Source organism: Tepidicella xavieri (assembly GCF_004363315.1).
GTDB lineage: Bacteria > Pseudomonadota > Gammaproteobacteria > Burkholderiales > Burkholderiaceae_C > Tepidicella > Tepidicella xavieri.
Genome location: NZ_SNYL01000020.1, coordinates 1 through 13,381 on the forward strand (window position 1 = coordinate 1; position 13,381 = coordinate 13,381).

At 67.8% G+C, this 13,381-nt stretch carries 15 protein-coding genes; 8 read left to right on the plus strand and 7 right to left on the minus strand.

The genetic code is table 11. The features are described from left to right. Positions 1–125: 125 nt before the first annotated feature. The 7 genes from DFR43_RS12525 (at position 126) to coq7 (ending at position 6,645) form a co-directional block, all read left to right on the plus strand. Entirely contained in the window at positions 126–500 is a 375-nt protein-coding gene (locus DFR43_RS12525; RefSeq protein ID WP_133599208.1) for a hypothetical protein, read from the plus strand. A gap of 81 nt (positions 501–581) precedes the next feature. Beyond that, complete coding sequence (locus DFR43_RS12530; protein ID WP_133599210.1) at positions 582–1,850, plus strand: TolC family protein; 1,269 nt, start codon at positions 582–584, stop codon at positions 1,848–1,850. Positions 1,851–1,852: 2 nt separating this feature from the next. Next, positions 1,853–3,262, plus strand: a complete 1,410-nt coding sequence (locus tag DFR43_RS12535; RefSeq protein WP_133599212.1) for a multicopper oxidase family protein — start codon at positions 1,853–1,855, stop codon at positions 3,260–3,262. 20 nt (positions 3,263–3,282) lie between these two features. Further along, positions 3,283–3,819, plus strand: coding sequence for a cupredoxin domain-containing protein (locus DFR43_RS12540; RefSeq protein WP_133599214.1), 537 nt, complete (start codon positions 3,283–3,285; stop codon positions 3,817–3,819). Positions 3,820–3,835: 16 nt separating this feature from the next. Further along, on the plus strand, positions 3,836–4,594 hold the full coding sequence (locus DFR43_RS12545; RefSeq protein WP_133599216.1) for a DUF411 domain-containing protein: 759 nt from the start codon (positions 3,836–3,838) through the stop codon (positions 4,592–4,594). Between the two features lie 12 nt (positions 4,595–4,606). Next, positions 4,607–5,944 carry a TAXI family TRAP transporter solute-binding subunit gene (locus tag DFR43_RS12550; RefSeq protein ID WP_133599218.1) on the plus strand — a complete coding sequence of 446 codons (1,338 nt, stop codon included), beginning with the start codon at positions 4,607–4,609 and terminating at the stop codon, positions 5,942–5,944. A 35-nt stretch (positions 5,945–5,979) separates the two neighbouring features. Further along, positions 5,980–6,645 (plus strand): 2-polyprenyl-3-methyl-6-methoxy-1,4-benzoquinone monooxygenase, encoded by a 666-nt coding sequence (gene coq7 / locus DFR43_RS12555; RefSeq protein WP_133599220.1) that lies wholly within the window; start codon positions 5,980–5,982, stop codon positions 6,643–6,645. On the opposite strand, the gene DFR43_RS12560 is transcribed toward coq7, so the two are convergent. Further along, positions 6,646–7,095, minus strand: a complete 450-nt coding sequence (locus DFR43_RS12560) for an OsmC family protein (RefSeq protein ID WP_133599223.1) — start codon at positions 7,093–7,095, stop codon at positions 6,646–6,648. It lies immediately after the preceding gene. A 247-nt stretch (positions 7,096–7,342) separates the two neighbouring features. Here DFR43_RS12560 and DFR43_RS12565 point away from each other — a divergent pair, with 247 nt between their 5' ends. Continuing rightward, the gene (locus DFR43_RS12565) at positions 7,343–8,323 is read left to right on the plus strand and encodes a 2-dehydropantoate 2-reductase (RefSeq protein WP_133599225.1); all 981 of its coding nucleotides are present in this window, start codon (positions 7,343–7,345) and stop codon (positions 8,321–8,323) included. 28 nt (positions 8,324–8,351) lie between these two features. Here DFR43_RS12565 and DFR43_RS13940 read toward each other — a convergent pair whose 3' ends face one another. The 6 genes from DFR43_RS13940 to paaA are packed head-to-tail and all read right to left on the minus strand — an operon-like array spanning position 8,352 to position 13,359. Beyond that, entirely contained in the window at positions 8,352–9,554 is a 1,203-nt protein-coding gene (locus DFR43_RS13940; RefSeq protein ID WP_133599227.1) for a tetratricopeptide repeat protein, read from the minus strand. Positions 9,555–9,603: 49 nt separating this feature from the next. Continuing rightward, a complete protein-coding gene (locus DFR43_RS12575; RefSeq protein WP_133599229.1) occupies positions 9,604–10,701 on the minus strand; it encodes a 2Fe-2S iron-sulfur cluster-binding protein in 1,098 nt (365 codons plus the stop codon). A gap of 1 nt (position 10,702) precedes the next feature. Further along, complete coding sequence (gene paaD / locus DFR43_RS12580; protein WP_133599231.1) at positions 10,703–11,230, minus strand: 1,2-phenylacetyl-CoA epoxidase subunit PaaD; 528 nt, start codon at positions 11,228–11,230, stop codon at positions 10,703–10,705. 10 nt (positions 11,231–11,240) lie between these two features. Continuing rightward, positions 11,241–12,044, minus strand: coding sequence for a 1,2-phenylacetyl-CoA epoxidase subunit PaaC (paaC, locus tag DFR43_RS12585; protein WP_133599233.1), 804 nt, complete (start codon positions 12,042–12,044; stop codon positions 11,241–11,243). After that, positions 12,044–12,352 (minus strand): 1,2-phenylacetyl-CoA epoxidase subunit PaaB, encoded by a 309-nt coding sequence (gene paaB / locus DFR43_RS12590; RefSeq protein WP_133599235.1) that lies wholly within the window; start codon positions 12,350–12,352, stop codon positions 12,044–12,046. Before paaB ends, paaC begins: the two co-directional genes overlap by 1 nt. Next, positions 12,349–13,359, minus strand: a complete 1,011-nt coding sequence (gene paaA / locus DFR43_RS12595) for a 1,2-phenylacetyl-CoA epoxidase subunit PaaA (protein WP_133599237.1) — start codon at positions 13,357–13,359, stop codon at positions 12,349–12,351. The genes paaB and paaA overlap by 4 nt, the downstream gene beginning before the upstream one ends. Between the last annotated feature and the right edge of the window lie 22 nt (positions 13,360–13,381).

The window sequence follows — 13,381 nt, forward strand, 5'->3', positions numbered from 1 at the left end:
CTCTCATCTTCGGTGTCTGGTGTCTGGTCGTCGTCGCCGTGGCTCACATGGTACCCGTACCAAGACCGGCCACAGGGGAGTTTTTCAACGGCCTGTTAAAATCGCCGCACTTCCTCTGAATCGACATGCGCCGCTGGGTCCTGTGTCTGCTTCTGGTGCTCCTGCCTTGGCGGCTGTGGGCAGCGGATGCCATGGCCCTGCAAATGGCATCCCTGCCACCGGGATCCACCGAACAGGTGGCCTGCCATGGCGAACCCTCCGCAGAACCGGCCCACGCCCACGGGCAGATGGCGGATGCGCATGCACACAGCGATTCGTCTGCGTCTGGCCCGGACCACCATGGGCTGTGCCTGCTGTGCGACGTCTGCCACAACGCCTACTGGCTCGCCCCGCCCCATCCGGCCCAGGGCAGTGGGCCCATTCATCACGCCCCCCCCAGCCTGGACGTGTCGCTGGCCAGCGTCGAGCCTGAACCCGGCTTCAAACCGCCCATTTTCTGACCTCCACACCCTCAGTGCGTCCATGCGTGCCCTGCAGTGCCGCATGAACGCCATGTGTCCGTGTCTTCTGGAGGTTTGCCCATGTCCCTCAACCCTGCCCGGCGACTGCCCGGGCCCCCCATCACCACCCGGCCGGGCTTGCCCTGGCTGGTGGCCATTGCCTGCTTGCTGAGTCTGCCCGTGCGGGCCGAGACGGTCGCGCCGATCGAAGACTGGCGCCAGGCCAATGAGACCGTCGGCCGCTTCGAACGCGGCCACATCGACCTGCTGCGCTGGGAGGCCGAACACCTGCCCACCCCCTCCCCCGAAGCCCCAGCGCCGTCAGCGTCCTGGACGTTGCACGAAGCCATCGTCGCCGCGCAGCGGACCCGCCCCGATCTGCTGGCCCAGCCCGGACTGAACGCCCGCGAGCGCGCGCAACTGCAGTTGCGCCAGCGCGAACTGGCGCTGCAGGTGGAGCGCGCCTGGCTGCAGGCCATCGCGGCCCGCCACGCCGCGGCCACGCACCGGCAAGTGCTCGAAGCAGCGCTTGCCGGCCATGAACTGGCGCTGCGCATGGCCCGGGTCGGCAACTGGCCGCAGGCCCGGCAACAGCGCGAAAGCCTGCTCCTGCTCGATGCCCAGGCCCAGTGGCAACTGGCCGAACACGCGCAGCGGGCCGCGGTCATCGAACTGTGGCGGCTCACCGGGGCCGAGTGGGCGCCGGAGGTGCTCGCGCAACGCCTGCCAGCGGACCTGCCGGCCGAGGCGCTGCCCCCTCACGATCCCCCAACGCTGGACGCGCTGGAACAAACCGCGCTCGACAACCACCCCCTGTGGCGATGGCAGGCGCTGGAGGCCCATCGCGCCCGTCAGGCGGTGGGCGACTTGCAGCCGCTGCTGACGGCCATACGGCAGGCCACGGCGGCCGACCCGACCAGCGGCAGGCCGCAGCCCCTGCCAGGCTTCGACCGCCCACAGCGCTGGCCCCATGCCTGGGACAAGGCGTTGCAAACCCACCTGGAGACCGAGGCGCTGGAGCGCCGCATCCGCGCCGATGTGCGCATTGCCCACAGCGCCTGGCAGACCGCCCAGCGGCTGGCGCAAGACCACGCGGCCGAAGCCGCCCGCCTGCACACCGCCCTGGAGGAGGACATGCTGCAACGCTACAACGGCATGTTCAAAAGCACCTGGGACCTGCTGGCCGCCGCCCGCGCCCGTTTGCAGGCCGTCAACGAGGCGCAGCAGGCCCGATTGGGGGCCGCCCTGGCCTGGGCCGAATTGCGCGCCGTGCTCGATGGCCTGCCCTACACCGGGGCTGCCCCTCGTTCCACTTCCGCCGCGGCCGCTGCCGCCGACCAAGGACATTGATCATGCAACGTCGCCAATTCTTCCATCGCGCATTGCTGGCCGGCGCCTTCACCGCCGCCGCTTCGGCCAGCGTGGGCCGTGCCGCCCTCGCAGGCCTGCCTGAACCCGTCATGGCCACGGGGCCCGAAACCGCCCCGCCCTGGACACCTCCGGGCGTCACCGGTGCCGGGCGCCCTTACCGCCCGGTCGTCACGCTCAACGGCTGGACGCTGCCCTTTCGCATGAACAACGGCGTCAAGGAGTTCCACCTGGTGGCCGAACCGGTGGTGCGCGAAGTCGCGCCCGGTTTCGAGGTCAACATGTGGGGCTACAACGGCCAGAGCCCCGGCCCCACCATCGAAGTGGTGGAAGGCGACCGCGTGCGCCTGTTCGTCACCAACCGCCTGCCCGAACCCACCACCATCCACTGGCACGGCCAGCGCCTGCCCAACGGCATGGACGGGGTCGGCGGCGTCAACCAGCCCGCCATCCCCGTGGGCAAGACCTATGTGTACGAGTTCGAGGCCCGACGCCCCGGCACCTTCATGTACCACCCGCACGCCGACGAAGCCGTGCAGATGGCCATGGGGATGATGGGCTTCTGGGTGACCCACCCCAAAGGCCGGCACCCCCTCATCAACGAGGTGGACCGGGACTACTGCTTCCTGCTCAACGCCTTTGACGTGGAGCCCGGTGCGAAGACACCCAACATCAACACCATGCTGGACTTCAACATCTGGGCCTTCAACAGCCGGGTATTCCCGGGGCTGGACCCGCTGGTGGCCCGGCTGAACGACCGCGTGCGCATCCGCGTGGGCAACCTCACCATGACCAACCACCCCATCCACGTGCACGGCATCGAATTCGAGGTCACCGGCACCGATGGCGGCCCGGTGCCGAAATCGGCGCGCTGGCCCGAGGTGACGACCGACATCGCCGTGGGCCAGATGCGGCAAATCGAGTTCATCGCCGACGAACCCGGCGACTGGGCCCTGCACTGCCACAAGAGCCACCACACCATGGGCGCCATGGGCCATGACGCCCCCACGATGATCGGGGTGGACCACCGCGGTCTGGTGAGCAAGATCCAGCGTATCGTGCCCGACTACATGGTCATGGGCGAGCGCGGCATGTACGACATGAAGGAAATGGAGATGGAGCTCCCCCCCAACACCTTCCCCATGATGGCCGGGCATGGCCAGTTCGGCCCCATCGGCATGGGCGGCATGTTCACCCTGCTGAAGGTGCGTGCCGATCAGGCCCCCGACGACTACTCGGATCCTGGCCACTATGCATACCCCAGCGGCACCGTGGCCTACGAATACCCAGGCCCCGTGCCGGATGCCCACCGCCCCCCTGCAGCCAGCGGCCCATCCTCGGCCTCGCAGGCCCTGCCCCAAGTGCGCCGGCCCCAAGGCCATGCCCATCACTGAACCTTCCCAGGAGACCCCTCATGAAACACCCCCTCGTCGCGACCCTCGCCGCCGCCATCGCCGGTCTGGCCCTGCATCTGCCTGCCTCCGCCCACAGCCCAGGCGGACATGCCGGTCACGGCGCGCATGCCGGCCATGGCGGCCACCACGGCCATGGACAGAGTGCCCCGGTGAAAGAACAAAAACCCTGGGGCATCGCGGGCGAAGCCCAAGCCGTCAGCCGCACCATCGAAATCCGCATGACCGACGACATGCGCTTCTCCCCCGACCGCATCGATGTCAAACTCGGGGAAACCGTGCGACTGGTGGCCGTCAACGCCGGTCAAGTGCTGCACGAGATCGTGATCGGCACCCCCGAGGAACTGAAAGCGCACGCCGAGCTCATGAAGAAACACCCCAACATGGAACACGACGAACCCTACATGGCCCATGTGGACCCGGGCCAACGGGGCGAAATCGTCTGGACCTTCAACCGCCCCGGAACGTTTGAATTCGCCTGCCTCATCCCCGGCCATTTCGAAGCCGGCATGAAGGGCACCATCCACGTGCGACGCTGACCCAAGGGAACTGACCATGCAAAGACGCACCCTACTCACCACGGCCCTGACGGTGCTGGCCAGCCCCTGGCCCGTGGCCGCGCTGGCGCAGTCCGGGCAGCCCCAGGTGCTGGTCTGGAAAGACCCGAATTGCGGCTGCTGCAACGACTGGATCGCCCATCTGCAGGAACACGGCTTCACGGTGCGCGCCTACGACACCGGCAACCTCGCTGCGCGGCGCCGCCTGGGCATGCCCGAAGCCTTAGGTTCTTGCCACACGGCCCAGGTGGGCGGCTATGTGATCGAAGGCCACGTGCCGGCGGCCGACATCCACCGGCTGCTCCAGGAGCGGCCCCAGGCCCTGGGGCTGAGCGTGCCACGCATGCCCATCGGCAGCCCTGGCATGGACGGCCCGGAATACGGCGGCCGCAAGGACCCTTACGACGTGCTGCTGGTGCAGCGCGACGGCAGCAGCCGGGTGTTTGCTTCCTACCATCAGCCGACCGGTGGCGACCGCCCCGCCCAAGCTGGAGGCACCCCCGCGGCCCCCACCCCCACCGATTCCCAGGGCCGCCCCTGGGCAGAAGCCGAGGTGCGCCGCATCGACACGCGTGGCAACCGGCTGAGCCTGCGCCACGGCCCGATCCCCAACCTCGACATGCCGCCCATGACCATGTTCTTCCAGGTCAGCGATCCGGCCATGCTGGAGCGGGTACGGGTGGGCGAGCGCATCCGCTTCAGCGCCGACCGCGTCAACGGCCAATACACCGTGATGGAGTGGCAACCCATGCAGTAAGCTTCGGGGACCATGCCCCGATTCCGCCTGCGCCTGTCCCTGCTGTCGTTGCGCGACTTGCTGGCCTCCGTCGGCCCGTTCGTGCTGCTCACCGCCGCGCTGCTGTGGCTGGCTTACTGGTGGCTCAACCCCAACCCGCCCAAACGGGTGGTGCTGGCCACCGGGCCAGAACAAAGCGCTTACGACAGCTTCGGCCAGCGCTATGCCGAGGCGCTGGCCGCCTATGGCATCGAGGTGGAGCTGCTGCCCAGCGACGGGTCGGCCGACAACGTGGCGCTGCTGCGCAGTGGCCGTGCCGACCTGGCTTTCGTGCAGGGTGGCAGCGGCCACATCCAGCGCGAGGACGAAGAACGCCTGCAAACCCTGGGCAGCCTGTTCGTGGAGCCGCTGTGGCTGTTCTACCATGAAGCGGCCGCCCAGCGCCTCAACGGCACCGCACGGCTCAACGCGCTGACCGAACTGCGCGGCTGGCGCATCAGTGTCGGCACCGAAGGCAGCGGCGTGCCCCAACTGTTTCGCCGCCTGCTCGAAGCCAACCGGCTCGAACCCGCCGAGGTGCATCTGAGCGAGCTGGCGCAAACCCCCGGCACCGTCGCCTTTCTGGAGCGCGAGGTCGATGCGCTGGTGTTTGCCTCGGCGCCCGAGTCCCCGCTGGTGCAGATGCTGCTGCTGACGCCCGGCGTGCGACTGATGAACTTCCAGCAGGCCCAGGCCTATGCGCGTCGCTTTGGCTTTCTCACCCCGGTGGTGTTGCCGCAAGGGGTGGTGGACCTGGCCGACAACCGTCCCCCGGAAGACCTGCAACTGGTGGCCTCCACCACCAGCCTGATTGCCCGTCACGACACGCACCCTGCCATCCTGCAGCTCTTTGCCCAGACCGCGCTGGACCTGCATGGCCCGCCCGGCTGGTTCAACCGCACACGCGAGTACCCCAACCTGCAACTGGCCGAGTTGCCCGTATCGCCCGAGGCCGAACGCGCCATCCGCAACGGCAAGCCCCTGCTGCAGCGCTACCTGCCCTTCTGGCTGGCCAATCTGGTGGAGCGCATGTGGCTGGCCATGGGCTTGATCATCGCGCTCGTGCTGCCGCTGTCGCGCATCCTGCCGCCGCTGTACAGCTTCCGCATCCGCTCGCGCGTCTTTCGCTGGTACGCCGAGCTGCGCGACATCGAAACCCGGGCCGAAGCCGAAATGGCCGCCATCGCGGAACTGCTGCGCGAACTCGACGAACTCGAACACCGGGCCGAGAAAATCAGCTTGCCCCTGGCCTACACGGACGAGCTCTACGCCCTGCGCCACCACATCGAGTTGGTGCGTCAGCGCTTGCACCGGCTGGGCGAGCAGGGATAATGCCACCTACGCATGAGCCCCGCCGGGAATCTGTCATGAACGCCTTCATCGATGCCCACCTGATCGCCGCCGACAGCGCGCTGCGCACCCTGTTTGCGCCGCACCGTGCCACGCGTGCCTGCCCCACGCCGCCCGAGGCCCTGCAGGCCGACGCCCGCCCCCTGAGCGACGCCGAAAAGCGCCACGCCGGCGCGCTGATGCGCGTCAATCATGTGGGCGAGATCTGCGCCCAGGCCCTCTACACCTCGCAGGCGCTGGCCGCCCGCTTGGGCCCCGGGCACCCGGCCGCCAAAGAAAAACTCGCCCGTCACCTGGAAGCCGCTGGCCAGGAAGAAACAGACCACCTGGCCTGGTGCAAGCAACGGCTCGACGAACTGGGCGACCGGCCCTCGCTGCTCAACCCCTTGTGGTTTGCCGGCGCCTTCGGCATCGGCCTGCTGGCCGGCCGCTTCGGCGAGCGGGTCAGCCTGGGCTTCGTGGTCGAGACCGAGCGCCAGGTGGAAGCCCACCTCGACGGCCACATGGACCGCCTGCCGGCCCACGACCACGCCTCGCGTGCCATCGTCGCCCAGATGAAAGACGACGAAATCCGCCATGCGCGCGACGCCCAGCATGCCGGCGCCGCCGAACTGCCCACCCCGGTCAAGGGCCTCATGCGCCTGGCGGCCAAGGTCATGACGACCGTGGCGCACCGGGTGTGATCAGGCCTCGATCAACTCGAAGCTGGTCGTGATCTCGGCCGTCTTGCCCAGCATGATGCTGGCCGAGCAGTATTTGTCGTGACTCAACTGGATGGCGCGCTCCACCGCAGCGGCCGGAATGCCCTTGCCCGTGACGGTGAAATGCATGTGGATGCGGGTGAAAACCTTGGGATCCGTCTCGGCGCGCTCGCTGCTGAGCTTGACGCTGCAGCCGCGCACATCATGGCGCCCGCGCCGCAGAATGAGCACCACGTCGTAAGCGGTGCAGCCACCAGTGCCTGCCAGCACCGCCTCCATGGGGCGAGGGGCCAGATTGGCGCCGCCGTGCTCGGGCCGCGCCGCATCGGGCGCGCCGTCCATCGCCAGGACGTGGCCGCTGCCCGTCTCGGCCACAAACCCCATACCAGAGCGGGTACCGGCTGCGCCGGTCCAGGTGACTGTGCATTCCACGAATGATTCCCCCAAAAAACAACATCCGGATTCCGGAATGTTGCATTGCAGCAAAAACAGTGTATACTGATGCCATTGTATGCAATTGCCCCAACCGGCTTTTGCATCGCCCGAGGTTCAGACCCCGGGTTGTGGTTGTCTCCTCTGCCCTCAACGGGTGGTTCAGGCCCGGTCACCGCGACCGGGCTTTTTTTTTGGCTGCTTCGCGCACAATCACGGGCATGACCCCGTTTGGGAGGAGACAAGCATGAACGTGTGTATCGTCGGCGCTGGCGCCATCGGCGGGCTGATCGGGACGCGGCTGGCGCAACTACCCGGTTGCCGCGTGAGCGCGTTGGCACGCGGCGCCACCTTGGCCGCCTTGCAAGCCCACGGCTGGCGGCTGGAGACGCAGGGAACGACGCTGCACGCGCCCGTCGAGGCCCGCGCCTGCGCGGACGAACTCGGGCCGCAGGATCTGGTGATCATCGCGGTCAAAAGCCCGGCGCTGCCGGCCCTGGCGCCCGCGCTGGCCCCATTGATTGGCCATGAAACGGTGATCCTGCCGGCCATGAACGGCGTGCCCTGGTGGTTTTGCCAGCGGCTGCCGGGTTGGGAACGCGCGCCGCTGCAGAGCGTGGACCCCACAGGCGCCACGGCAGCCGCGCTGCCGGCGCAACAGCTGTTGGCCTGTGTGGTGCACGCCAGTGCTGCCACGATCGGCCCCGGCCATGTGCGGCACCAGATGGGGCATGGGCTGATCGTCGGCGAGCCGTGGGGCGGCACGAGCGAGCGCGCCCAGCGCATCGGGGCGCTGCTGCAACAGACCGGCTTCGAAGTGACGGTATCGCCCGACGTGCGCCGAGACATCTGGTACAAGCTCTGGGGCAACATGACGATGAATCCGGTCTCGGCCCTCACCGGCGCCACGGTGGACCGCATCCTGGCCGACCCGTTGGTGCGTGACTTGTGCTCATCGGTGATGCGCGAAGCCGCCGCCATCGGGGAGCGCATCGGCTGCCCCATCGATCAGGCGCCCGAGGACCGCCACGCCGTCACCGCGCGGCTGGGGGCCTTCCGCACCTCGATGCTGCAGGACGTCGAGGCCGGCCGCCCGGTGGAGCTCGACGCACTGCTGGGTGCGGTGTGCGAAATCGGCCAGCGGCTGGGCGTGCCCACCCCCTGCGCCAACGCCCTGCTGGGCCTGAGCCGGCTGTTTGCCCGTCAGCGCGGCCTGTATCCGGCCTGATGCTCGCCACCACGCCCGCACGCGGCCTTCAGCAGCGCTGCAGGTAATGGTAGTGCGCCAGCACAGGGCGCTGCTGATCGTGACGGATGGGCGCCACAAGTCGGCGCCGGCCGGTAAACCCGTGCGCTGCGGCCAGAGCGTCGATGTAGTCTGGCGCATGGGTGTACCGCAGGCTGGGCTGCAATTCGGCGGCGCTACCGGCTGCCCCTGGCTCCACGCTGAAGGCCAGCCATCCGCCCGGCACCATGCAGGCCGCCAGACGCGCGAAAGCGACATCGAGTTCGCCCACATAGATGAACACATCGGCCGCCAACACCAGGTCGAAGCGCTGCAAGGGTTGTTCCAACACCTGGTGCAGATCCCCAACGATGAGCGCATCGTAGAGCCCGCGCTCGCGGGCGCGGGCCACCATCTCAGCCGACAGGTCGATGCCGGTGAGATGCGCGGCACGATCGCGCACCAGCGGTGCGCACAGTCCCGTGCCACACCCCAGATCGAGCACCCGCTCGAAACGCTGCGGCGCCTCGGCAGGCAAGCCATCGACCAACACGCGGTGGCCCTGATAGCCCAAGGTATCGACCAGGTGCGCGTCGAAGTCGGCCGCATACTGGTCAAACAGGTTTTGCACATACATCTGCGGTGGCCGAGGCACCGACCCCACGCGAGTGACCGCGGCCAAGAGATAACCGGTCAGTGCCGGATCGGCCCCCTGAGCCAGCGCCTCGCGGTAGCAGATGGCGGCCTGATCGTGCGCCCCCGTCTCCCGGTACAACTCCCCCAGTTCGACCCAGGCCGGGGCCTGAGCCACGTCGCGCTCCAGCAGTTCGCGGTAGGCGTCGATGGCATCGACCCAACGGCCCAGCCGGCTCAGGCAACGGGCCCGGCGCAGCGCCAGATCGGCATGCCCCCTTCCCCAGGCAATGGCCTGCTCCAGCGCAGTCAGGGCTTCGGCCCACTGCCCCAGTTCTGAGCAAGCCACCCCGAGCGCCGCCCAGCCGTCGGCGGCCTGGGTTTCGGTGCGCAATGCCTGGCGCAAGGGTTCGAGGGCCTGCGCGTAGCGCTGCAAATGCACCCGGGTCACTCCCAGATTCAGCAGCACAGACGGACGCCCGGGCGCCCAGTGCAGGGCTTCACTGAAGGCGGACTCGGCTGCCTGAAGGTTGCCCTGCTCGAAGAGGGCTACCCCGGCGGCAAACGCCTGTCGCGCGCGTTCGATGGTCTCGGCTTGCATAAGGCGCCAGTGTAGCCGTGCCCACCCAGCGCGCGGCAAGGGCGACGGCTCAGCGCTCGTCGAAGCTCACGACCAGCCGGTCGGTCAGCGCCTTGGCCTGACAGGTGAGCACGAAGCCTTGGGCGATCTCATCGTCTTGCAGGGTGAAGTTCTTCTCCATCTCTACCCGGCCATCGAGCACCTTGCCACGGCAGGTGCAGCACACACCGGCTTTGCAGGAATAAGGCAGGTCCAGGCCGGCGTTGAGCGCGGCATCGAGCACGCGCTCGTCGCGGCCCAGGGGCACCTCGTGCTGCTTGCCATCGAGCACCACGGTCAGCCGGATGCCCTTGGCCGCATCGACCTGGCGGGACTTGGCGTCCACGTCGGCCTGTACTTTGGCCGCCATGGCCGCCCCGGTGGTGAAGCGCTCGGTGTAGATGCGGCTGGCCGGCACGCCCGCCTCCAGCAAGCCTTGCTCGGTGGCTTCGATCATGGCTTCAGGGCCGCAGATGAACACTTCATCCATGCTCTTGGCCGGCAACAGGGCGGCCACGATGTCGAGCACCTTCTGCTTGTCGATGCGGCCTTGCAGCAAGTCCACCTCCTGCGCCTGGCGCGAGAGGATGTGGATCATGGTGAAGCGGTCCGGGTAGCGGTCCTTGAGGTCCTGCAGGGCCTCGTTGAACATGACGCTGCTCATGCGGCGGTTGCCATAGACCAGGGTGAACTTGGATTCGGGCTGCTCTTCCAGCGTGGTGGCCGCAATCGAGAGGATGGGCGTGATGCCGGAGCCGGCCGCGAAGCCGACGCGATGGATGGCGCGCGCCTTCTTGACGGTGAAACGGCCATCGGGCGGCATGACGTGCAGCCGGTCTCCCACCCGGATGGCCGAGACGGCCCAGTTGGAAAACAGACCGCCATCGACCGGCCGGATGCCGATTTCCAGCTCGCCGTGGCGCTCGAAACGGCTGCGTGGGCTGCTGATGGAGTAGTTGCGGCGCACATCCTGCCCTTGCAGTTGGGCGCGCAGCGTCAGGAACTGGCCCGGCTCGAACGCAAACACCGGCCGCTGCTCGGGCGGCACGTCGAAAGTGATGGCCACCGAGCCCGCGGCTTCGGGGCTGACCCGCTTGACGGTGAGTTCGTGAAAACGCGGTGCGGTCATGTCAGTACGGTTTGAAATGGTCGAAAGGTTCCTGGCAATCCAGGCATTTGTAAAGGGCCTTGCAGGCGGTGGAGCCGAAGTGAGACGTCTCGACCGTGTGCAGCGACCCGCAACGGGGACAGGCCACGCCGGGGGCGCCTTGCCCGGCGCCACGCACGAACCGCAGCACCCGCTCGGCCGCCGGCGCGGCCACAGCGGCTTCGGCGCAGCGCCCTTGGGGGGGCGCGATGCCGTAAGCACGCAGCTTTTCGTGCGCCGTCTCGCTCATCCAGTCGGTGGTCCAGGCAGGGGCGAGCCGGGTAACGACCCGCGCCGGCACGCCCAGGCTTTGCAGCGTCTGGCGCACGTCGTCCTCGATCTGCGCCATCGCCGGGCAGCCGCTGTAGGTCGGCGTGATGACCACTTCCACACCGTCGGCGGTTTCGCGCACGTCGCGCAGAATACCCATCTCCCGCAGACTCAGCACGGGGATTTCCGGATCGCTGAGGCGCTCCAGCTCGGCCCATACGCGTTCGACGGTCTGGCTCATGGCAACCCGCTCACCACTGGGCGCCGGGATGGGCGCGTGCCAGGCATTGCATTTCGGCCAGCAGATAGCCCAGGTGCTCGGAATGCAGGCCGTTTTTGCCCTGCGTCACGTAGCCGGTGGCCGCAGACCGCTTGAGCGTGGCTTCGGCCAGGGCATCATCGACGATGGCGTCCCAGGCCGGACGCAAGGTTTTGACGTCCACCCCCAGGCCAAAGGCCGCCGCGGCCGCCTCCACCGGGCTGTCGGCCCAGAATTCCTGGGTATAGGGCATGAGGTGGTCGAGCGCGGCTTGGGCACGGGCGTGTGACTCGTCGGTGCCATCGCCCATGCGCACCAGCCAGTCGCGGGCATGGCGCAGGTGGTAGCGCGTTTCCTTGAGCGACTTGGCGGCGATGGCGGCCAGTTCGTCGTCGCAGGAGCGTTGCAGGGCCTCCCACACCAGCACCATCAACGCGCTGTAGAGGAAGTTGCGCACGATGGTGGTGGCATAGTCGCGATCGGTGCGGGCATAGCCCACCAGCGGGCCATGGTGCGGCAACTCCAGCAGGGTGTAGTTGCGGAACTGGGTGTCGTCGCGGAAGTAAGCCAGGGTGTCTTCGGTCACGTCGCCACCCATGCGGGCAGCCGTCTGCTGATACAGCAGCCGGGCCTGGCCGATGAGGTCCAGGCTGATGTTGGCCATGGCCAGATCTTCCTCGATCACGGGCCCGTGCCCACACCATTCGGCGTTGCGCTGGCCCAGCACCACGGCATTGTCGGCCAGGTGGAGCAGGTAGTCGATGGTGACGTCGGTGGTGGTGGTGGTGGCGCTCATCACATGTGCCCCACTTCTTCAGGAATCTCGTAGAAGGTCGGGTGGCGGTAGATCTTGTCGGCCGCCGGCTCGAAAAATTCGGCCTTGTCGTCCGGGGCGCTGGCGGTGATGGCCTTGGAGGGCACCACCCAGATGCTGACGCCCTCCTGGCGGCGGGTATAGACGTCGCGCGCCATCTGCAGGGCGTGCTGGGCATCGGCGGCGTGCAGGCTGCCGCAATGTTTGTGTTCCAGGCCCTGTTTGCTGCGGACGAACACTTCCCACAGGGGCCAGTCTTTGAGGGCGGGGGTGTTGGCAGGGGTGATCATGCGGCCTCCTTCAGGGCACGTTGCTGTTGTTTGCGGGCATGGGCCAGGGCGGCGTCGCGCACCCACTGGCCGTCGTTGTGCGCCTTGACCCGCGTGGCCAGGCGCTGCTTGTTCATCGGCCCGTGGCCATTGACGGTCTGCCAGAACTCGTCCCAGTCGATTTGGCCGTAGTCGTAATGGCCGCGCTCGGGGTTCCATTTGAGGTCGGGGTCGGGCAAGGTCACGCCCAGCACCTCGGCCTGGGGCACGGTGGCGTCGATGAATTTCTGGCGCAGCTCGTCGTTGCTGATGCGCTTGATGCCCCAGCGCATGCCTTGGGCCGTGTGGGGGCTGTCGGCATCGGGCGGGCCGAACATGGCCAGGCACTTCCACCACCAGCGGTTGACGGCGTCTTGCACCATGTCACGCTGGGCCTGGGTGCCTTTCATCATGACCAGCAGCGCTTCGTAGCCCTGGCGCTGGTGGAAGCTTTCTTCCTTGCAGATGCGGATCATGGCGCGGGCATAGGGGCCGTAGCTGCAGCGGCACAGCGGGATCTGGTTCATGATGGCCGCACCATCCACCAGCCAGCCGATGACGCCCACATCGGCCCAGTTGAGCGTGGGGTAGTTGAAAATGGAGCTGTACTTGGCCCGGCCGCTGTGCAGGGCGTCGAGCATCTCGGCGCGGCTGATGCCCAGCGTCTCGGCGGCGCTGTAGAGGTACTGGCCGTGGCCACCTTCGTCCTGCACCTTGGCAATCAGGATGGCCTTGCGCTTGAGGCTGGGGGCGCGGGAAATCCAGTTGCCTTCGGGGAGCATGCCCACGATCTCGCTGTGCGCATGCTGGCTGATCTGCCGGATCAGCGTCTTGCGGTAGGCCTCGGGCATCCAGTCCTGCGGTTCGATGCGTCCATCGGCGGCGATGCGGGCCTCGAAGCGGGCCAGCAGTTCCTCGGGTTCGGTGGGCGTCAGGGGCTGAACGGTCTTGCCGGTGTCGTCCGGCACGCTGAAGGATTGGGTGTACATGGCGGCTCTCCTGGGAAGCGGA